The organism is Alistipes timonensis JC136 (assembly GCF_900107675.1).
GTDB classification, from domain to species: Bacteria; Bacteroidota; Bacteroidia; order Bacteroidales; family Rikenellaceae; genus Alistipes; species Alistipes timonensis.
Genome location: NZ_FNRI01000001.1, coordinates 496596 through 516960, shown reverse-complemented (window position 1 = coordinate 516960; position 20365 = coordinate 496596). Strand labels below are relative to the sequence as shown.

Here is a 20365-nt window from a genome sequence, read left to right as displayed (position 1 = left end):
GAATACGAAAAAGGGTGTAAATCTTGCCATTGCTTGATTTACACCCTTTCTTGCGGTGCGTAGGGGACTCGAACCCCTGACCCCGTGCGTGACAGGCACGTATTCTAACCAGCTGAACTAACGCACCATTCCGGTTATTGCGAGTGCAAAGATAATGGATTTTTTTTAATCGGCAAATGCTTTTACAGCTTTTTGAAGAAAGAAAATTGCACGCTGCCGTAACTCCTTAATTGCCAGAACTCGGGATAAGCCGAAAAATCCATTTTTTTCGAGTGTTCGAAGATGAGGATGCCGCCCGGGCGCAGCAGGTCGCCTTCGAGGACCAGCTTCACGACCTGTTCACTGCCCTCCAGGTCGTAGGGGGCGTCCGAAAAAATGATGTCGAATTGCTTCGGACAGCTTTTCAGGTAGAGGAACACGTTGGCTTTCACCGGATAGAGGTTCCCGATCCCCAGCTGTGCGGCGGTCTGACGAATGAAGTTGTAATGGACGCTGTTGATCTCCACGGAGGTGACGCTCCGCGCCCCGCGCGACGCGAATTCGTAGCTGATAGACCCCGTGCCGGCGAATAGGTCGAGCACGTCGCATTCCTCGAAATCCACCAGGTTGCCCAGCACGTTGAAAAGGTTCTCCTTGGCGAAATCGGTCGTCGGCCGCGCCCGCAGGTTGCGGGGCGGGTTGATCGCCCGGCCCTTGTATTTTCCGCTTACTATTCGCATATAGCCTGTTTGAAACGTTTTCCCAGCAGTTTGCGCGCCGCTTTGGGGGCGTCTCCCGTGATATGCAGCCCGAACTCCGCCAGCGGGAAACACCCGTTCAATCGTTCGAAAAAGTAGACTAGGTCGTCGTCCGTTTCTGCGGGTACTACCTCGGCCAATTGCAGGACGCCGCTGCCGTCGTATACCTTTATATATAGCAGTTCTGCGCGGCGACACATCCATACGGTCCCGACAGCTTTGCTCGGCGTACGGAGCAGCGGGGTGGTGAACCGGGCCCTGTCGCCCAGTTTTTCCTTCACCAGCCGCAGGGCTTCGCTGCTTATGGCCGCGACGGCCACATATTGCTCCTCCCGGCCGCAGCATACGGCGCATTCGTCCGCAGTCAAAGGCATGCCGTTCGCCGCGAGCAGTTCTGTGGCGTGCTCCTCGTCGAACAATTCCGCAGGGATGAGCATCGTGTGGGGGAGCAGCACTTCGACCTGCACGGGATCGTATCCTGCGGGTATGTCCGACAGTGCAGGGATCGAAAAAGAGTGTCCATCCAACGAGCGCTGAATGGACACCATATTGCCTGCCTGCGGCGTGTTACTCCCAGTTACCGGCCTCATTGTTTCCGGATTCCATCGAACCGAACTTGACACCGGCATAGCGGTTGAAGTTGTTCTCCTCCTCGTCGATCAGGTTGATGACCTCCTGACGGTAGTTGACCGTGTCGAGGAACATCTTGTAGGGGGCGCGGCACTCCACGACCGGAATCACGACCTTGGACTCGGTGGTGATGACACCAGCCTCCATGATGAACTGGGCCTGATTGTCCGTTCCGGGGATATAGCGGAGGTTTTCGATTGCCTGACGGGTTACTTTCTTGGGGGCGAAAATGGTGTCGATCACGGCCACCTTGAATTTCTCGACGTTCTTTTTGCCTGCCTTCTTCAGCATGGCCATAGCCACTGAGTCATCCTCGTCCACGATCTTGCGCTCCATTTCGAGCGTATCGGAAAGCACGAAAGCAGTCAGCGTGTCGAAACTGGCGGTGAAATGCTGGTATTTCGACTTGAAGGCGCGCTGCGCAGTACGGATATCCTTGATGCGGTCGATAACCTGAGCTTTCTTCGCCTTCATTTCATCGTCGAAACGAATCGGGGTGGAGATCTGGACATAGATAACGTAGATCAGGCCCACGATAGCTACGGCAAGAATGATTTGAAAGAGTTTTTTCATTTTAAATAAATATTTGTTATTAATTTTGCACCAATTAAAAACCGACGCATGTTCAGCACACGTATCGCGACCCAAATTTACGCTAAAATTTGTTTCGAAACAACTCCCGGACAAAAAAAAATCATAGAAAAGTTGTCCGAATATCTTGCAGACGACGATTTTTCGAAGATTTTCGTGCTGAACGGCTATGCGGGCACCGGAAAAACGACGCTTATCGGGGCCTTGGTCGGGGCGCTTAAGGATTTGGGAATCAAACCCGTGTTGCTGGCGCCCACGGGCCGGGCCGCCAAGGTGCTGGCTCAATACGCTAAGGAAAAGGCTTTTACCATCCATAAACGCATCTACCGTCAGCGTACGAATGCCGATTACGAATCGAAATTCTCGCTCAATTTCAACCAGGAGCGCGGTGCGGTGTTCATCGTCGACGAGGCTTCGATGCTCTCCGATTCGTCGGGCGGCGGGGCGGTTTTCGGGAGCGGTTCGCTGCTTTCGGACCTCGTGGAATATGTCCGCAGCGGCCGTGGGTGCCGTCTGGTGCTGGTAGGCGACAGCGCCCAGCTCCCGCCCGTGGGGGCCGATTTCAGCCCTGCGCTCGATCCTGCGTCGATGGATGCCTACGGCGACATCGTCTACGGCACGATGGACGAGGTGGTGCGGCAGGAGGCGCAGTCGGGCATCCTGTTTAACGCCACGGTGGTACGATGCATGCTCGAGAACGGCCTTTACGAGATTCCCCGCTTCCGGCTCGATTTTCCGGATGTCGAGCAGGTCGAGGGCGGCGAGTTCCTCGAAAAACTGCAGGATTGCTATGCCCTCTACGGCCGCGACGAGACGATCGTCGTCACGCGGTCGAACAAGCGCGCCAACCGCTACAACGAGGGCATTCGCCGCAATGTGCTCTGTGCCGAGGAGGAGATCGAGAGCGGCGATATGCTGATGGTCGTGAAGAACAACTACTATTTTCCCGAGCATACGGAGGATTGCCCGATGAACTTCATTGCCAACGGCGACATCGCGCGGCTGAAGCGCCTGCGCCGTTTCGAGGATTTCTACGGCTTCCGCTTCGCCAACGCCGTGCTCGAATTTCCCGACTACGACAATGCGGAAATCGAGTGCAAAATCCTGCTGGACACCATCGCCTCGGAATCCCCGTCGCTCACGCGCGACGAATCGACGCGGTTGTTCTACGAGGTCGAGAAGGATTACCTCGATATCAAAAGCAAGATCAAACGCTTTCAGGAAATCCGTGAGAATCCGCACTTTAATGCCGTTCAGGTGAAGTTTTCCTACGCCGTGACGTGTCACAAGGCGCAGGGCGGCCAGTGGCGGGCGGTCTTCATCGACCGCTGTCTGTTCGGCGACGAGCCCATGACGCGCGACATGCTCCGCTGGCTCTACACGGCGCTGACGCGTGCTACCGATAAATTGTACCTGGTAAATTTCGACGATCAATTCTATGAATAGCGAACAGCATCCCCTCGAACCTTTCCTCCCTGAAAATGCCCGCCTGCTGATGCTGGGCAGCTTTCCGCCCAAGCGTATCCGCTGGTCGATGGAGTTCTTCTATCCCAACCTGCAAAACGACATGTGGCGCATCGTGGGCTATTTGGCCGCGGGTGACAGGATGCATTTCCTGGAGCCCGGCGGAAGGCGTTTCGACAAGGATCGCATCGAGGCGTTCTGCCGCGAACGGGGTATTGCATTGTACGACACGGCCGTGGAGGTTATCCGGTTGAAAGACAATGCTTCGGATAATTTTCTTCAAGTGGTGCGTGAGGTGGATTTAGAGGCCCTGCTGGCCCGCATTCCCGCCTGCGGGAACATCGTCACCACGGGGCAGAAAGCCACCGACACGTTGCGCGCCGTCACGGGCTGCGACGAGCCGGCGGTGGGCGAGTGGGTGCCGATGCACTTTGCCGGCCGCGATCTGAAACTGTGGCGCATGCCCTCTTCGTCGCGGGCCTATCCGCGTCCCGTGGAGTGGAAAGCCGAATTTTACCGGAAAGTCTTCTCCGAAAGCGGGATCATATAGGCAGCTTCCGAAGAAGCACGCGAGGAGAACGAAAAAATAGGGTTCCGGCTTTGCCCGGCATGTAAAAAAGTCTATCTTTGGAGCCGTAACAACACTTTTACTTGCCGGATGATTTTACGCGGTCGCAGGCAATCGGCTATTGCAAGGGTCTTATTTTTTTGTATCTTTGCCCTATAAATTATACAATTTTTTATTTTGGCCTCAGACAAGAAAATCGATAAAAAATATGTCGAGACGCCCCTGATGAAGCAGTATTACTCCATCAAAGCGGTGCATCCCGACGCCATACTGCTGTTCCGCGTAGGCGACTTCTACGAGACCTTCGGCGACGACGCGATCAAGGCCAGCGGCATTCTGGGCATCACGCTCACGCGCCGGGCCAACGGCTCGGCGACGTATGTCGAGTTGGCCGGGTTTCCCTACCATGCCATTGACACCTACCTGCCCAAGTTGGTACGGGCCGGCGAGCGTGTGGCCATCTGCGAACAGCTGGAGGACCCCAAGAGCGTGAAGGGTCTCGTCAAGCGCGGCGTCATCGAGCTGGTGACCCCGGGCATCGTGCTGGGGGACAACATCCTGGCCAACAAGGAGAACAACTTCATCGCGTCGGTCTATTTCGGCCGGCAGACCACGGGCGTGGCTTTTCTGGACATCTCCACGGGCGAGTTTTACGTGGCCGAGGGTTCGGACAGCTATGTCGACAAACTGATTTCGAACCTCCAGCCCAAAGAGGTGGTCTACCAGCGCGGCTACGAGGACCGCTTTTCCGATTCGTTCGGGTCGAAGCTCTACACTTACCGCCTCGACGAATGGGTCTTTTCGGAGGATGTCAACCGCGAGAAGCTCTGCAAGCAGTTCGGGACCAAATCGTTGAAAGGATTCGGTGTGGAGCAGTTCACGAGCGGCATTTCGGCCGCCGGGGCCATTCTCTACTACCTCGAATTCACCGAGCACCGCGAGACGGGGCACATCGCCTCCATCGCGCGCATCGACCAGGACGACTACGTGTGGGTCGACAAGTTCACGATTCGCAACCTGGAACTTTTTTCGTCGAACGGTGCGCGTGAGAAGTGCAGTTTCGCCGATGTGATCGACCGCACGCTGACCCCGATGGGCGGGCGTCTGCTGAAACGCTGGATCGCCATGCCGATCAAAGATCCTGCGCGGATCAACGAGCGTCTGGACGTGGTGGAACGCTTCCTGAAAGATGCGGACCTCGCTGATGTCATCCGCGAGCAGGTGGCGCTGGTGGGTGATCTGGAGCGCATTGCGGGACGTATTGCGGCCCAGCGGGTCACACCGCGCGAACTGGTGCAGCTCAAAAACTCGCTGGGAGCCATCGAGACCCTCAAAGCCGCTCTGGAATCCACCGACGACGACCGCCTGCACGCGCTGGCGGGGCAGATCGACCCGCTGACGGAGGTCCGCGACCGCATTGCCCGTGAGATTTATCCCGACCCGCAGAACAACCAGATACAGAAGGGCGGCGTGATTGCCGACGGGGTCGATCCCGAACTGGACGACCTGCGGCGTATCGCCCTCCACGGCAAGGATTACCTCGCACGCATCCAGCAGCGCGAAAGCGAGGCAACGGGCATCCCGTCGCTGAAGATCAGCTACAACAATGTCTTCGGCTACTACATCGAGGTCCGCAACGCCCATAAGGAGAAGGTCCCCGGGACGTGGATTCGCAAACAGACCCTCGCCAATGCCGAACGCTACATTACCGAGGAACTCAAAGAATACGAAGAAAAAATCCTCGGCGCCGAGGAGAAGATGCTCGTTTTGGAGCAGCGCATCTATGCCGAGATCATGGCGTTCATTTGCGGCTCGCTGACGCCGATGCTACGCGACGCTGCCGTGGTGGCCCGCATCGACTGCCTGCAATCCTTTGCGCGGCTGGCCTGCGAGCGGCGTTACGTGCGTCCGGTGCTGGACGACGGCAAGCGCATCGACATTCGGCAGGGCCGCCACCCGGTGATCGAGACTCTGATGCCCGTGGGGGAGGAGTACATTCCCAACGACGTGCTGCTCGACGATAAGCAGCAGCAGATCATGATGATAACCGGTCCCAACATGTCGGGTAAGTCGGCGTTGCTCCGCCAGACGGCGCTCATTATCCTGATGGCCCAGATGGGGTGTTACGTGCCCGCGAAGTCGGCCCATATCGGCGTTGTGGATAAGATTTTCACCCGCGTCGGAGCTTCGGACAACATTTCGCAGGGCGAATCGACCTTCATGGTCGAGATGCTCGAGTCGGCCAGCATCCTGAACAACATCTCCGACCGCAGTATCGTGCTGCTGGACGAGATCGGCCGCGGAACGTCGACCTACGACGGCATTTCGATTGCCTGGGCAATGGTCGAATACCTGCACAACCATCCGACGGCGCATGCCAAGACGCTCTTCGCCACGCATTACCACGAGCTGAACGAGATGGAGCAGATGTGTCCGCGGGTGAAGAACTACCACGTTTCGGTCAAGGAGATCGGCAATCAAATCGTCTTTCTGCGCAAGTTGGAACGCGGCGGCACGGAGCATTCGTTCGGTATCCATGTTGCCCGCATGGCCGGTATGCCGGCGTCGATCGTCTCGCGGGCCGACGAAATCCTGCGCAACCTCGAGCTGGTCTACGGCAGCAACGAGATCGTGCCGAGCCGCAGTCTTAAGGAGCGGGGGCGTAAGCCCACGGCGCAGGCCGTGAAGGAAGCCGCCGAGAGTGCCGGTCCCCAGAACATGCAGTTGTCGATGTTTCAGTTGGACGATCCCGTGCTGGTGCAGATCCGGGATCAGATCAAAGGCCTCGACATCAATTCGCTGACGCCGATCGAGGCGCTCAATAAACTCAATGAAATCAAAAAGATAACCGGTATCTGATAAAGCGATGCTGGAAGTCGGATATACCAAAAGCCCCGAACCTCTTTTCGAGAAGTCCGGGGCTTGTTTTTTTGCCAGTGGAACGACCTATCGGCTGCCTACGATCAGCGAACGGATGTTCTGGATCAGCATCGTGACGGCCACCGAGTTGAAGCCGCCTTCGGGAATGATGACGTCGGCGTATTTCTTCGACGGCTCGACGAACTCGTCGTGCATCGGTTTCACGGTAGAGGTGTACTGTGTGATGACCGACTGCATCGTGCGGCCGCGTTCGCAGACGTCGCGCAGAATGCGGCGCGCCAGGCGGATGTCGGCGTCTGTATCCACGTAGACTTTGATATCCATCAGTTCGCGCAATTCCCGGTTCTCGAAGATCAGGATACCGTCGACGATAATCACTTTCGAGGGTTTTACGCAGACGGTTTCGGCGGTGCGGTCGTGGTCCACGAACGAGTAGACCGGGTGCTCGATGGGCACGTTGTTTTTCAGCGCTTTGATATGCTCCACGAGCATCTCCGTGTCGAAAGCCTGCGGGTGGTCGTAGTTGAGCTTCGTGCGCTCTTCGTAGTTGAGTTCGGAATGCGCCTTGTAGTAATAGTCGTGGCAGAGCGTCACGACGTCGTCACCCACGAACGCCTCCTGCAGACGTTTGACGAGCGTCGACTTTCCCGAGCCGGTTCCTCCGGCGACTCCAATTACCGTTACGTCCATGGTCATCAGTAGGTTTTGCTATTGTTCAGTCCTCTTCCACAGGCGGGCGGAAGCGCAAAATCCGAATCGATTCGCTGCGTCCGCCCGTTGCCCTTAAACCCCGCTTATTAAGCGGGTTATGCGTCGATATTCGCGTAATGCGCGTTCTTCTCGATAAATTCGCGGCGGGGCGGAACCTCGTCGCCCATCAGCATCGAGAAGATGCGGTCGGCTTCGGCGGCGTTCTCGATGTTCACCTGACGCAGGATGCGCGTGTCGGGGTTCATCGTCGTCTCCCACAACTGGTGGGCGTTCATCTCACCGAGACCTTTGTAACGCTGCACGTGCGATCCCTTGCCGAATTCGGCCGTGATCTCGTCGCGCTCCTTCTCGGTCCAGCAGTAACGCTCCTGCTTGCCCTTCTTCACGAGGTAGAGGGGCGGGGTGGCGATATAAACGTGGCCGTTCTCGATCAACTCCTTCATCTTGCGGAAGAAGAATGTCAGCATCAGCGTGGCGATGTGGCTTCCGTCGACGTCGGCATCGGTCATAATGATGATCTTGTCGTAGCGCAGCTTCTCGAGGTTCAGGGCTTTGGAGTCTTCCTCAGTGCCGATCGTGACGCCGAGAGCCGTGAACATGTTTTTGATCTCCTCGTTTTCCCACATGCGGTGCTCCTGGGCCTTCTCGATGTTCAGGATCTTACCGCGCAGCGGCATGATGGCCTGGAAGTTACGGTCACGGCCCGATTTGGCCGTACCGCCTGCAGAGTCACCCTCGACGAAGAAAATCTCGGCGATCGAGCGGTCGCGGCTCGAGCAATCGGCCAGCTTGCCCGGGAGTCCGGCTCCCGACAGCACGGTCTTGCGCTGCACCAGTTCGCGGGCATGGCGTGCGGCATGGCGTGCCGTGGCGGCCAGAATCACCTTCTGCACGATGGCTTTGGCGTCCTTGGGGTTCTCTTCGAGATACTGTCCCAGCGCCGAGGCCATGGCCTGATCGACGGCGGCCGAAACCTCGTCGTTGCCCAGCTTGGTCTTGGTCTGTCCCTCGAACTGCGGCTCCTGCACCTTCACCGATACGACGGCCGTGAGTCCCTCGCGGAAGTCGTCGCCGTTGATGTCGAATTTCAGCTTGGCGAGCATACCCGAATCCTCTGCGTATTTTTTAAGCGTGCGGGTCAGCGCACGGCGGAATCCCGTCAGGTGCGTACCGCCCTCGATGGTGTTGATATTATTTACATAGGAGTGCACGTTCTCCGAGAACGAATCGTTGTACTGCATGGCCACCTCCACCGGGACTCCGTTCTTCTCGGTGTCGAGGTAGATGATCTGCTCGACGATCGGCGTGCCGCGCGTGGCGTCGAGGTATTTCACGAACTCCTTCAGGCCCTCTTCCGAATAGAAATGGTCCTCACGCGTCTTGCCCTCCTCGTCGGAACGCTTGTCGTAGAGGTTCAGGCTGATGCCCTTGTTCAGGAACGCCAGTTCGCGCAGGCGGTTGGCCAGAATCTCGTATTTGTATTCGGTGGTATGGGTGAAGATCGAGCCGTCGGGTTTGAAGGTGATGATCGTACCGCGGTCCGAACATTCGCCTACAACCTCGACTTTCGAGGTCGGAGCGCCTTTGCTGTACGTCTGGCGGTAAATCTTGCCGTCGCGGCTGTGGATCTCGGCGATCAGCAGTGTCGAAAGCGCATTGACGCAGGATACACCCACGCCGTGAAGACCGCCCGAAACCTTGTAGCTGCCCTTGTCGAATTTACCTCCGGCGTGCAGCACCGTCAGCACGACTTCGAGTGCCGATTTGCCCTCCTTCTCGTGGAAGTCGGTGGGGATACCGCGGCCGTTGTCCTTGACGGTGATCGAGTTGTCCTCGTTGATCGTCACGTCGATATCGGTGCAATAGCCCGCCAGCGCCTCGTCGATCGAGTTGTCCACGACCTCGTAAACCAGGTGGTGGAGACCCTTTTCGCCGATATCGCCGATGTACATGGCAGGACGCTTGCGCACCGCTTCGAGGCCTTCGAGGACCTGGATGTTCGACGCGGAATATTCTTCTTCTTGCTTTTTAACGTTTTCTAATTCGGTACTCATCGTAGTCTTTAAAATATCGTACAAATATACGAAATATTTCCGGATAAAACAAGCGTCCGGAAAAGCCTTTATATTCGATTTTTTCGCCTGTTTATTCGCTTTGCGATGCGTGCGGAATCTACGCCAGCTCGGCCTTGAGGTCCACCTCGCGGATTTTGCCCTGTGCGAAGAGGACGGCGCGGGCGGGGTAGTTCTCGATCAGTGCCGTGTTGTGCGTCGACATCACCACCGCGCAGCCCTGCAAGGCGATCTTCTGGAACAGTTGCATGATGCCGTCGGCCGTCACCGGGTCGAGATTGCCCGTGGGTTCGTCGGCCAGCAATACCTGCGGTTCGTTCAGCAGGGCGCGGGCGATCACCAGGCGTTGTTGTTCGCCGCCCGAGAGTTCGAAAGGCATCTTGTAGCTCTTGGCGCCGAGTCCCACCAGCCCCAGCACCCGGTCGATGCGCTCGCGGATCTCCTGCTCGCGCTTCCAGCCCGTGGCCTTCATCACATAATAGAGGTTCATGAAGACGTTGCGGTCGGTGAGCAGCTGGTAGTCCTGAAAGACGATGCCGATGCGGCGGCGCAGGTAGGGGATGTCCCGGCGGCGGAGGCGGCGCAGGTCGAACCCGGCGACGTGCCCCTCGCCCGTGAGTAGCTGCACTTCGGCATAGAGGGTTTTGAGCAGGGAGCTTTTTCCGCTTCCGACGCGACCGATCAGGTATACGAACTCGCCCGGGGCGACCGAGAGGTTGATTTCCGAAAGGACCATTTCGCCCTGTCGCAGGAGTTTCTTTTCCGGACGGCTGCCGAATGGATCGTCGGCGTGGTAAATCGCCGCGTCGCGGAGTCGGACAACATATTTGTTATCTGTCTGCATGCTGATATTAAAGTGTCGTTGCGACACCAAAGATACGCAAAATATCGTCCCGCAAAACATCCCGGCGCAAAAAAAGCGCCGCCGGGACTTCTGTATGCCTTTGGCTCGGGTAAAAGGACTGAATACGGTTGTTGTTGGACGTTTTTGTATGGAAAAACGCGCGTTTTTATTTGTAAATCCGGCGTCGGATACCTACATTTGTCCAAATATTGAGGGAATTATTGATGAAAGAAGAAGAGATACTGCGGGCGGTATTGAAGGATGCCAAGACAGGCTGGTGGGAAGCGGATATGACGAGACGGATGTTTCGCATGTCCGATTTTTTACAGAACTTGCTCCGATATTCCACTCCGGAGGTGGGATTCGACGAGATCAAAAGTCTGATCCCGGACGCCTATGCGAAAATATCCGGACCGGGAAACTGCCTGTTGCAGGATGCGCATACGCTCAAACGCGCCATTCCGCTGATCGCTCCCGACGGGCACCGGCTGTGGCTGCAATGGAAGGTGCTCAACCGGGAAACGACTCCCGACGGACGCGACGTCATGACCGGCTATGTGCAGCAGACCGAGCTCGAACAGTCCACGGAGAACGGGCGCGACCGCGCCCGGATAGACAACCTGCTTTATCGGCTCAACAGCATTTCGCATACGCTGCTTGCGCTGCTGCACAGCGACAGGACCCGCGATACGGTCAACAAGATTCTCTATGAAGTGCTTACGATGTTCCGCGGCGACAGGGCCTACATCATCGAGTTCGACTGGGAGAAACGCACCCATAACTGCACCTATGAAGTGACGGCGAACGGCGTTTCCAGCGAGCAGGACCGGCTCAGTTCGATTCCGATGGAGGATTTTCCGTGGTGGACGAAGCATGTCTCACAGGGCAATTCCATTATTCTTTCCGACATCAGCGACCTGCCTTCCGAGGCGGCGGGCGAACACGATCTGCTGGCGGCGCAGGATATCAAGTCGCTGCTTATCATGCCGCTGGCCTCGCGGGACAAAGTCTGGGGCTATGCCGGCATCGACATCGTCGACGAACACCGTGAGTGGACCGACGAGGACTGCCAGTGGTTCGCGTCGCTGGTCAATATCATCGGGCTGTGCCTCGATCTGCAACGTTCCGAGCAGGCGGCGCAGGCCGACCGGGCCAAGGTGCACAAGGCCCACGAGGCGATCTACCGCAATGAACGTTTCCTGCGCAACATTTTCGACAACATTCAGGTCGGGGTGGAGCTTTATGCTCCGGACGGCACGCTGGTCGACATCAACAACAAGGACATGGAGATCTTCGGCGTGACCCGCGAGGAGGCCCTCGGACTCAATTTCTTCGAGAATCCGCTCGTGCCGCTGGAGGCGCGCGAGGGGGTACGCGCCGGGCACGAACAGGCATTCCGGATCAACTATCCTTTCGACCGGCTCAACGGCTATTATACTTCGGCCAAGACCGGATTTCTGGAGATTTACACCACGGTCAACATGCTCTACGACATCGAGGGGAACATCTCCAACTTCATGCTGATAAATATCGACAACACGGAGATCAACCGTGCCCATACGCGGCTGGCGGAGTTCGAGAGTTCGTTCGCACTGGTGAGCAAGCTGGGCAAGATGGGCTTCTGCCGTTTCGACCTGCTGGAGCGGGTCGGCAGCGGGGTGCCCCAGTGGTACCGCAACCTCGGGGAGCATCCCGACACGCCGCTCAACCAGATTCTCGGCGTCTACAACCACGTCGATCCCGTCGATAAGGCGGCGATCCTCGAGAATATCGGCCGCGTCAAAGCCGGAACGTCGGACAGCTTCAACCTCGACCTGCATATCCTGAACGACGACGGCACGGAGAAATGGACACGTATCAACGTGGTGCGCAACCCGATGAACAACGATCCGTCGAAGATTGAGATGGTCTGCGTCAACTACGATATCTCGGAGCTGAAGATGACCGAAAAGAACCTGATCGAAGCCAAGAACAAGGCCGAGGTCAGCGACCGGCTCAAATCGGCTTTCCTGGCCAACATGAGCCATGAGATACGCACGCCGCTGAACGCCATCGTGGGATTTTCGAATTTGCTGACCGAAGCCGAGGACCCCGAAGAGCGGCGCGATTACCTGCGCGTGGTCGAAGAGAACAACGACCTGCTGCTCACGCTGATATCCGATATCCTCGACCTCTCGAAGATCGAGGCCGGAACGTTCGACTTCAACTATGGGTCGGTCGACGTGAACCAGATGTGCGAAGAGGTGGTGCGTTCGCTGAGCCTCAAAGTACAGGGACGTCCCGTCGAGCTGCGCTTCGTCGGTCCCGGCGGGCCCTGTTTCATCCTGGGCGATAAGGGCCGCCTGACGCAGGTCATCACCAATTTCATCAACAACGCCGTCAAATTCACAGCCGAAGGCAGCATAACGCTGAGCTATGCGGTCGAAGGAGATCAGATACGCTTTGCGGTTGCAGACACCGGTTCGGGTATCGACAAGGAGCATCTGGCCAACATCTTCGAACGATTCGTCAAACTCAACAGCTTTGTGCAGGGCACGGGCCTCGGTCTGTCGATCTCGAAATCGATCGTCGAGCAGATGGGCGGCCGGATCGGTGTCGAGTCGGAATTGGGCAAGGGTGCCTGCTTCTGGTTTACGGTGCCGATGGGAATCCCCGAGGAGCTTCCGGAGGCCGACGCAGCGCATCCGCAGCAGGTGTTCGCACCGTCGTCAGCCCGCGGCGGACGCCGTCCCGTACTGCTGATCGCTGAAGATACGGACAGCAACTACCTGCTGTTGTCGCTGATGCTCAAAAAGGAATATGAAGTGATCCGTGCCGGCAACGGCGAAGAGGCGGTGCGGCTTTGTGGGCAGGTTCAGCCCGATGCCGTGCTGATGGACATTCAGATGCCCGTGATGGACGGACTGAAGGCCACGCGGCAAATTCGCGGGAACGGAAGTCAGGTGCCGATCATTGCCGTGACGGCTTACGCCTACGACCGGGACCGTCAGAAAGCCCTCGAGGCCGGCTGTAATGAATATCTTGCCAAGCCCCTCACGGGTGACACGCTGCGGCAGACGTTGCGCAGATTGCTTTCGGGCGAATAGATACGGCAGAAGCTTCGTCGGCTGTTGCAGGGCAGGCAATCGATTTTCCGCAGGGAACGGCTGGGATTCCGAAAAAAATAGCTATCTTTGCTTCCGACTTAGACAGGCTTTGTGCCGGAAAGACTGGGGGTGCCCGGTTTTGACAGCAGGCAGAGTTTGATTGTAAGCACGTCGAGCGCTGTGCGGCGGCTCGTTAATCCCGATGCTCAAACTACAAATGGCAATAATCGCCTTGCACTCGCTGCCTAATTTTCAAGGAAAATTGGCTTAATCGCCGGAGCCCAGGCGCTTTGGCGACGAGTATCCCGAAGGGACGTTCCGCTCTTTAACGGCTCTTCATACGGGGTATCATTCATTTAGAGATAGTGCGACGGAGCGTTCCGGTCGTCGTGCGAAATTTTAGGAACTGGGCCCCGCGTTCGGTTGCCGCCTGCCAGGCACGGGGAGAAGGATTAAATTGCGGATAAACGTGTAGAAAGCTTTCGGGTTCCCTGTTTGGACGCGGGTTCGACTCCCGCCACCTCCACAAAAAAGACGAGCAATATTGCTCGTCTTTTTTGTAGCTCGATGGACGATTCCGTCCACTCGTTTTTACATATATGATCAGTCAATTTCCGTCTGCGGCTTCTTTTTGTTGCATGCAATCGTTATCTTTGTGCGATGGAACAACAGGAAAATCGGCGGATCGAGTTCATTGACCTTACCAAAGGTCTCTGTATCATGCTTGTCGTAATGATGCATGTCGGGGGCGCATTTGACGGTCTCGCCACCGGGCCCGTCCTGTCGAGTTTCACCATGCCGCTCTATTTCTTCGTTTCGGGCCTTTTCTTTAAGTCCTACGAGGGGTTCGGCGGATTCCTCGCCCGCAAGGTTGATAAACTGCTCGTGCCCTTTCTGATCTTTTACCTCGGGGCGTTCCTGCTGATGTACGGCATCTCGAAAGCGGTGCCGGGAACATTCCGCCTTCCGGTGCGCTGGAACGAGCTGCTGCTGGTCTTCCGGAACCACGAGTTGATCCGTTTCAACCCGCCGATCTGGTTTCTGGTCGCCCTTTTCAACTGCAACATGCTGTTTTATGTCGTCCACTACCTGCGCCGGAAACACATTCCCACGATGTTCGCTGTGACGCTGCTGATCGGCGCCACGGGCTTCTGGCTGGGCAAGCAGCGGATCGAACTGCCGTTCTACATTGATGTTGCCATGACGGCCCTGCCGTTTTATTTTGCGGGATTCTGGATTCGGCGTTATAATTTTTTCCTCTTTCCGCACCACCGTTTCGACAAACTGATCCCGCTATTCATCCTGGTGGCTCTGGTCACGATGTATTTCACGGCCACACCGCTGGGTATGCGGACCAATAACTATCCGGGAAATTTCATCCAGGTCTACCTGGCGGCTTTCGCAGGTATTTTTGCCATCATGCTGTTGTGCAAGAAGGTGAAGAAAGCGCCTGTCGTCACTTATCTGGGTCGTTTCTCGGTCATTACGTTGGGCATCCACGGACCTCTGCTCTTCTTTTTCCGGCCCCTTGTTTCGCGTTTCCTGCACAACGAATGGGCGCAGTCGATCGTCCTGCTGGCGGTGACGCTCGGAGTATGTCTGCTGCTGACGCCCCTGATCGTGCGGCTGATACCTCAGACCGTCGCGCAGAAAACCCTCCTGAAAAAATAAGAAACAGGCTCCCGGAAAGGAACCTGTTTCTTTGGACCGTCTTTGCGGCTGTTATTTGTACCAGTTGGTATTGCTGCCGCCGTTTGACGAGACCCATCCCGAATAGGCGGGGTAGAGCTGGTCGACAGGCGTTTTTTCGTTCTTCGGATCGAGTAGTTTTGCAAGGTCGATTTCCGTGGCGCCCGCGAGATAGAAGGCGAACGGGTAGCTGTTGGCGCGTACGTAATAGCGTTCGGCATTCGGATCGGACTTGTCGTCGCTCGTGCCGAAGAAACTCATGTCCACTTTGCCGGTCGGGGCTTCGAAGGGGAGGTGCACCTCCTTGCGTTTGCCGGGAGCGAGGTCCTTGTCGGTCGTGCGGTAGATGAAGGGTTTTACCACGGCGGCCCTCGCGTCGGAGATCGGTGAAGCGTATTTTGCCGTCACCTTATACGTGGCTCCCATGTCGCCTTTCACATTGTCCGTCAGCAGGATCACATTGCCGTCGCGCTCCGGCGTATAAACCTCGTACTCCGGTGCGGAATTCTTTTCGGAAGCGGGGCGGAGTATCGAGAACTCCAGCTCGGCCGATGCGGCGTCTCCCCCGAGCGTGAAAGCCAGTCCGTTTTCGAGTCCGGCGATGTTGTTGAAGGTTTTAAAAAGGTATGACTCTTCGTAAATGCCCTTGTCGCCGAAGGTTTTTTCGTAGTCGAGTTTGACCATCACGTCATTCATGTCATAGTCACCCTGGCTGGGCCAAAGGTCCTCGAAGGCGTAGATGCCTTTGAGCAGGCGAACCTCCTTTTTGCTCTCCTCGGCGCCGGGTTTCTCTTCGACCGACGGGATGTCTACCACGGCGTCTACGGGATTCGATTTCATCGTGAAGATCACGTCGCTGAAATTCTGGTCCGTCGTATAATCTTCGAACGAGCAGATGACCGAATTGAGGTTGAGTGCGTTGTTCGTATAGCGGTAGACGGCCGTGCGGGGCTGCTTGTAGGCGACGCCCTTGTCATTGACGCTCAGTCCGTCGGATGTGGCGGCGCGGTATTTCTTAGTTCCGGTGAATCCGGGCAGCCGGTTGCCCCAGGCGTTTGTCGCCAGCACGAAACCGATGCGGTAGCCTTTGGGGAAGATTGTAGTGGCTCCTTCCATACTGCCCTCAGCGATATTGGGGTAGAATATCAGCTGCACGGCGGTTCCGCGGTTTACGCCTTTGTATTTGTTGGCCTTTTTGGGATCGTTGCTCCATTTGCCGTCCTGCGTGTTGGGGAAGATCATGACAGGATGCACGTCGGCCAGCGAAGCGGGGTGTTTCGAAGCATCGTAATAATAGTATCCCATCGAGCAGTTCCAGCAGGTGTTGCTCATCAGGAACGTGATGGCTACCTCGGCATCCTTCTCCAGATAGAGGTCGCTCGACGAGCGATACTCCTTGGGGCAGGCTTTTGACGTGTCGAAGACCTTGTTGGCGGCGTTGAAAAGCTGTTTCCAGTTCTTCTCACGGAGTTCATCGCCTTTGTAGGCGTAGTCGATCCGGCCATAGGTGTTGTCATAGGTGCCGAGCCATGTTTTCCAGCCGTCCTTGGTTACGGCATCCGATTCGTACCCCCCCCCGGCGCGTGTCGCCGACAAGGTCGTAGCTTCTGCTTCTTCGGCCGCCGAAGCGGTCAGCACTCCGGCTTTCTTTTCGGCGGTGAGCAGCGTTTGTGCATGGACGTTCGGGGTGTAGACATAGGCTTTGTCGAGGTAGGTCGGAAGCTCGATTTGTGCCGAGAAACGGCCCTGTTCGTCGGTAATGCCGGCATAGAGGGGCTCTATCCCTTCGACCTTTTCGTAGGCGGTTCCCGACTCGTTCTCACGGACGGGCGCCGTGTCGTAGATCTCGAAATAGACCGCTGCATCCGCGGCGTAATCAAGTGAAAGGGAGGTCACGGCACTGGTCGTGAAATCGAATTCGTTCCACGGCTTTTCCGGATTTTCAGGCGTGTCGTAGTCCGACGCGCTTTTGACGCAGGCTGTCATCAGCACCGGAGCCAGCAGGAAAATAAGTTTTTTCATTATTGTATGGAGTGAGTGTGACTTCTTATTTCAGGCCGATTTGATTAGAAAAAGAGCTGAAATGTTAATGCACTGCAAAGGTACGAAAAAAAGATGCCGATGCAAATTTCAGACGTAAGTTTTACGGGAATTTGCGATGTAAAGCAGGAAATTCGGCTGAAAAGGTTATCTTTGCGTTGCAAAACGTCGGCGGAATTCATATTCCGGCAGGCGGAAAATGGATTCTGTCGTTTTTTTAATACATACCTTATATGAAAAAGATATTGCTCCTGGGTTCGGGCGAACTGGGCAAGGAGTTCGTGATTGCGGCCCAGCGGTTGGGCCAGACCGTCGTGGCATGCGACAAGTATGCGGGTGCACCCGCGATGCAGGTGGCCGATGCCTTTGAGGTTTTCGACATGCTCGACGGCGACGCGCTGGCGGCAGCGGTTGCCAAACACCGTCCTGACATCATCGTTCCCGAGATCGAGGCCATCCGGACCGAACGTCTCTACGATTTCGAACGGGCCGGGGTGCAGGTGGCGCCGAGTGCCCGGGCCGTGAATTTTACGATGAACCGCAAGGCCATCCGCGATCTGGCGGCAAAGGAACTGGGGCTGAAAACAGCCCGCTATTTCTACGCCACGTCGCTCGAGGAATTGCAGCAGGCCGCCGCGAAGATCGGCTTTCCCTGCGTGGTGAAGCCGCTGATGTCCTCCTCGGGCAAAGGGCAGTCGTTGGTAAAGGCTCCCGAGGAGCTGGAACACGCATGGCAGTACGGCTGCGAGGGTTCGCGCGGCGACATCCGCGAACTGATCGTCGAGGAGTTCATCCGCTTCGACAGCGAGATCACGCTGCTGACCGTCACTCAAAAGAACGGTCCCACACTCTTTTGCCCGCCGATCGGCCATGTGCAGAAGGGCGGTGACTACCGCGAGAGCTTCCAGTCGCCCCATGTCGCTCCCGAGCATCTCGCCGAGGCGCAGCGTATGGCGGCGGCTGTCACCGAGGCGCTTACCGGTGCCGGGCTGTGGGGCGTGGAGTTCTTCCTGAGCCACGACAACGGGGTCTATTTCTCCGAGTTGTCGCCCCGTCCGCACGATACGGGCATGGTGACGCTGGCTGGGACGCAGAACCTCAATGAGTTCGAGCTGCACCTGCGGGCCGTGCTGGGGATTCCGATCCCGGCCGTCACGTTCGAGCGTCTGGGTGCCAGCGCCGTGATCCTCTCGCCCGTGGCGACGCAGACGCCGCATTACGAAGGCGTGGGGGAGGCTGTGGCTGAAGATCCCCGTACCGACATCCGCATCTTCGGGAAACCCGTGGCGCGCGTGAACCGCCGCATGGGCGTCGTCGTGGGCTACGAACCGCTGGGCAGCGATCTCGACGCCCTGCGCGACCGTGTGAAGGCCGCCGCCGCAAAAGTGAAGGTGACGGAGTAGAGGTAAAAGGGCGCTTCGGCGCGCGGGCAAGGACTAACCCCAAACAGATAGTATGTCAAACATTTCGGCGGCTGCATTTGCGGACACCAAGCCGCATTACCACATTCTCGACGGACTTCGCGGCGTTGCGGCGTTGACGGTGGTGTGCTTTCACCTGTTCGAGGCCTATGCGACCAGTCACTTGGACCAGCGGATCAACCACGGCTATCTGGCCGTCGATTTCTTCTTCATTCTCTCGGGGTTCGTCATCGGCTATGCCTATGACGACCGCTGGACGAAGATGACCGTCTGGGAGTTCCTCAAACGGCGCGTCATACGTCTGCACCCGATGGTCGTCATCGGGGCCCTGATCGGCGCCGTGATGTTCTATTTCCAGGGCTGCTCCGTCTGGGACGTTTCTAGGGTCTCGGTCGGGGCGCTGCTTCTCGCCACGCTGATGAACGCCCTGCTGATCCCCGCAACCCCCGGGGCCGAAATCCGGGGCGTAGGGGAGATGTTCCCGCTGAACGGCCCCAGCTGGTCGCTGTTCTTCGAATACATCGGCAACGTCCTCTATGCCTTCTTCATCCGGCTGCTTCCGACCCGTGCGCTCGCCGCTCTGGTCCTGCTGGCCGCGTGCGGACTGGCAAGCTTCGCTGTCTGGGGACCGCTCGGCGACCTGTGTGTCGGGTTCGCGCTGACCGACGAGAATATCCTCGGCGGCTCCCTGCGCCTTTTGTTCGCATTCCCGGCAGGTCTGCTGCTGGCGCGGATATTCAGGCCGTTAAAGGTGCGGGGCGCTTTCTGGATCGGCAGCGTTGCCATCGTCGCCATCTCCTCCGTGCCGCGCCTCGGAGGCAGCGAGCACTTGTGGATGAACGGAATTTACGACGCTTTCTGCGCCATCGTGCTCTTCCCGGCGGTCGTCTGGCTGGCGGCTTCGGGCAAGACCACCGACCGGATAACCGCGCGGGTCTGCAAATTCCTGGGCGACATCTCCTATCCGCTCTATATGGTCCACTATCCCTTCATATACCTCTATTATGCGTGGGTTAAAAACGAGAACCTCACTTTCTCCGAGTCCCTGCCCGGCGCTGCGGCGCTGGTCGCAGGCTCGGTCCTGCTGGCCTGGGGATGCCTGAAACTGTACGACGAACCTGTCCGCCGCTTCCTGTCGAGGCACCTGCTGCGGGCAAAAAACAAGTAAAACCATTTTAATCCGAACGATATGAAAACTTACGCGATCATTACGACCGAAAAAGGGGTGATGAAGGCCGAGCTTTACGCTGCCGAGACCCCCGGAACCGTGGCCAACTTCGTTGAGCTGGCCGGACACAATTTCTATGACGGGCTGACTTTTCACCGCGTGATCCCCGACTTTGTCATCCAGGGCGGCTGTCCCAAGGGCGACGGCACGGGAGGTCCGGGTTACACCATCAAATGCGAGACGTCGGCCCCGCGCCAGCGTCACGACCGCGGGGTGCTCTCGATGGCCCACGCCGGACGCGACACGGGCGGTTCGCAGTTCTTCATCTGCCACAACCGCGAGAACACCCAGCACCTCGACGGCCGCCACACGTGCTTCGGTCAGGTGGTCGAAGGATTGGACGTGATCGACGACATCCGTCCCGGGGACAAAATACTTTCCATCCGCATCGTCGAGGAATAAGC

The 20365-nt window shown here is 57.3% G+C and carries 15 protein-coding genes, 1 tRNA gene and 1 other RNA gene; 9 read left to right on the top strand and 8 right to left on the bottom strand.

Translation table 11 applies throughout. The annotated features are described in order from the left end of the window. Positions 1-53 precede the first annotated feature (53 nt). The 4 genes from BLU78_RS02055 to BLU78_RS02040 all read right to left on the bottom strand — a co-directional run bounded on the left by BLU78_RS02055 (position 54) and on the right by BLU78_RS02040 (position 1940). Positions 54-127, bottom strand: a tRNA-Asp gene (locus tag BLU78_RS02055). Positions 128-182: 55 nt separating this feature from the next. After that, positions 183-719 carry an RsmD family RNA methyltransferase gene (locus tag BLU78_RS02050; RefSeq protein ID WP_010259817.1) on the bottom strand — a complete coding sequence of 179 codons (537 nt, stop codon included), beginning with the start codon at positions 717-719 and terminating at the stop codon, positions 183-185. Continuing rightward, positions 710-1327 (bottom strand): DUF3822 family protein, encoded by a 618-nt coding sequence (locus BLU78_RS02045; RefSeq protein ID WP_231290726.1) that lies wholly within the window; start codon positions 1325-1327, stop codon positions 710-712. Before BLU78_RS02045 ends, BLU78_RS02050 begins: the two co-directional genes overlap by 10 nt. Continuing rightward, a complete protein-coding gene (locus BLU78_RS02040) occupies positions 1305-1940 on the bottom strand; it encodes a hypothetical protein (protein ID WP_010259811.1) in 636 nt (211 codons plus the stop codon). Before BLU78_RS02040 ends, BLU78_RS02045 begins: the two co-directional genes overlap by 23 nt. A gap of 48 nt (positions 1941-1988) precedes the next feature. Between BLU78_RS02040 and BLU78_RS02035 the strand changes: the two genes are divergently transcribed. From BLU78_RS02035 to mutS, 3 genes are all read left to right on the top strand, one after another. Next, the gene (locus BLU78_RS02035; protein ID WP_026020602.1) at positions 1989-3404 is read left to right on the top strand and encodes an ATP-dependent DNA helicase; all 1416 of its coding nucleotides are present in this window, start codon (positions 1989-1991) and stop codon (positions 3402-3404) included. Continuing rightward, a complete protein-coding gene (locus BLU78_RS02030) occupies positions 3397-3972 on the top strand; it encodes a uracil-DNA glycosylase family protein (RefSeq protein WP_010259803.1) in 576 nt (191 codons plus the stop codon). Before BLU78_RS02035 ends, BLU78_RS02030 begins: the two co-directional genes overlap by 8 nt. Positions 3973-4215: 243 nt before the next feature. Then, entirely contained in the window at positions 4216-6849 is a 2634-nt protein-coding gene (mutS, locus tag BLU78_RS02025) for a DNA mismatch repair protein MutS (RefSeq protein ID WP_176791116.1), read from the top strand. Between the two features lie 87 nt (positions 6850-6936). On the opposite strand, the gene udk is transcribed toward mutS, so the two are convergent. The 3 genes from udk to BLU78_RS02010 form a co-directional block, all read right to left on the bottom strand. Next, entirely contained in the window at positions 6937-7560 is a 624-nt protein-coding gene (gene udk, locus BLU78_RS02020; protein ID WP_026020601.1) for a uridine kinase, read from the bottom strand. 116 nt (positions 7561-7676) lie between these two features. Further along, complete coding sequence (gene gyrB / locus BLU78_RS02015) at positions 7677-9635, bottom strand: DNA topoisomerase (ATP-hydrolyzing) subunit B (RefSeq protein ID WP_010259796.1); 1959 nt, start codon at positions 9633-9635, stop codon at positions 7677-7679. 118 nt (positions 9636-9753) lie between these two features. Continuing rightward, positions 9754-10497, bottom strand: coding sequence for a cell division ATP-binding protein FtsE (locus BLU78_RS02010; protein WP_010259793.1), 744 nt, complete (start codon positions 10495-10497; stop codon positions 9754-9756). A gap of 224 nt (positions 10498-10721) precedes the next feature. Between BLU78_RS02010 and BLU78_RS02005 the strand changes: the two genes are divergently transcribed. From BLU78_RS02005 to BLU78_RS01995, 3 genes are all read left to right on the top strand, one after another. After that, positions 10722-13583 carry an ATP-binding protein gene (locus BLU78_RS02005; RefSeq protein ID WP_010259791.1) on the top strand — a complete coding sequence of 954 codons (2862 nt, stop codon included), beginning with the start codon at positions 10722-10724 and terminating at the stop codon, positions 13581-13583. A 125-nt stretch (positions 13584-13708) separates the two neighbouring features. Further along, positions 13709-14112, top strand: a transfer-messenger RNA (tmRNA) gene (gene ssrA, locus BLU78_RS02000). Between the two features lie 131 nt (positions 14113-14243). Further along, complete coding sequence (locus BLU78_RS01995) at positions 14244-15254, top strand: acyltransferase family protein (protein WP_010259788.1); 1011 nt, start codon at positions 14244-14246, stop codon at positions 15252-15254. A 51-nt stretch (positions 15255-15305) separates the two neighbouring features. On the opposite strand, the gene BLU78_RS01990 is transcribed toward BLU78_RS01995, so the two are convergent. Beyond that, the gene (locus BLU78_RS01990; protein ID WP_010259785.1) at positions 15306-17294 is read right to left on the bottom strand and encodes an LruC domain-containing protein; all 1989 of its coding nucleotides are present in this window, start codon (positions 17292-17294) and stop codon (positions 15306-15308) included. Between the two features lie 251 nt (positions 17295-17545). Here BLU78_RS01990 and purT point away from each other — a divergent pair, with 251 nt between their 5' ends. Genes purT through BLU78_RS01975 form a run of 3 tightly spaced genes read left to right on the top strand, consistent with a single transcriptional unit; the run spans position 17546 to position 20363 of the window. Beyond that, positions 17546-18715: a formate-dependent phosphoribosylglycinamide formyltransferase gene (gene purT, locus BLU78_RS01985; protein ID WP_010259782.1), complete on the top strand. Its 1170-nt coding sequence runs from the start codon at positions 17546-17548 to the stop codon at positions 18713-18715. A 52-nt stretch (positions 18716-18767) separates the two neighbouring features. Continuing rightward, on the top strand, positions 18768-19901 hold the full coding sequence (locus BLU78_RS01980; protein ID WP_010259780.1) for an acyltransferase family protein: 1134 nt from the start codon (positions 18768-18770) through the stop codon (positions 19899-19901). Between the two features lie 21 nt (positions 19902-19922). Further along, the gene (locus BLU78_RS01975; protein ID WP_010259777.1) at positions 19923-20363 is read left to right on the top strand and encodes a peptidylprolyl isomerase; all 441 of its coding nucleotides are present in this window, start codon (positions 19923-19925) and stop codon (positions 20361-20363) included. Positions 20364-20365 lie beyond the last annotated feature (2 nt).

Coding starts and splice junctions, on each gene's coding strand:
- BLU78_RS02050 (WP_010259817.1), bottom strand. CDS start 719: ATGCGAATAGTAAGCGGAAAATACAAGGGCCGGGCGATCAACCCGCCC.
- BLU78_RS02045 (WP_231290726.1), bottom strand. CDS start 1,327: ATGAGGCCGGTAACTGGGAGTAACACGCCGCAGGCAGGCAATATGGTG.
- BLU78_RS02040 (WP_010259811.1), bottom strand. CDS start 1,940: ATGAAAAAACTCTTTCAAATCATTCTTGCCGTAGCTATCGTGGGCCTG.
- BLU78_RS02035 (WP_026020602.1), top strand. CDS start 1,989: ATGTTCAGCACACGTATCGCGACCCAAATTTACGCTAAAATTTGTTTC.
- BLU78_RS02030 (WP_010259803.1), top strand. CDS start 3,397: ATGAATAGCGAACAGCATCCCCTCGAACCTTTCCTCCCTGAAAATGCC.
- mutS (WP_176791116.1), top strand. CDS start 4,216: ATGAAGCAGTATTACTCCATCAAAGCGGTGCATCCCGACGCCATACTG.
- udk (WP_026020601.1), bottom strand. CDS start 7,560: ATGGACGTAACGGTAATTGGAGTCGCCGGAGGAACCGGCTCGGGAAAG.
- gyrB (WP_010259796.1), bottom strand. CDS start 9,635: ATGAGTACCGAATTAGAAAACGTTAAAAAGCAAGAAGAAGAATATTCC.
- BLU78_RS02010 (WP_010259793.1), bottom strand. CDS start 10,497: ATGCAGACAGATAACAAATATGTTGTCCGACTCCGCGACGCGGCGATT.
- BLU78_RS02005 (WP_010259791.1), top strand. CDS start 10,722: ATGAAAGAAGAAGAGATACTGCGGGCGGTATTGAAGGATGCCAAGACA.
- BLU78_RS01995 (WP_010259788.1), top strand. CDS start 14,244: ATGGAACAACAGGAAAATCGGCGGATCGAGTTCATTGACCTTACCAAA.
- BLU78_RS01990 (WP_010259785.1), bottom strand. CDS start 17,294: ATGAAAAAACTTATTTTCCTGCTGGCTCCGGTGCTGATGACAGCCTGC.
- purT (WP_010259782.1), top strand. CDS start 17,546: ATGAAAAAGATATTGCTCCTGGGTTCGGGCGAACTGGGCAAGGAGTTC.
- BLU78_RS01980 (WP_010259780.1), top strand. CDS start 18,768: ATGTCAAACATTTCGGCGGCTGCATTTGCGGACACCAAGCCGCATTAC.
- BLU78_RS01975 (WP_010259777.1), top strand. CDS start 19,923: ATGAAAACTTACGCGATCATTACGACCGAAAAAGGGGTGATGAAGGCC.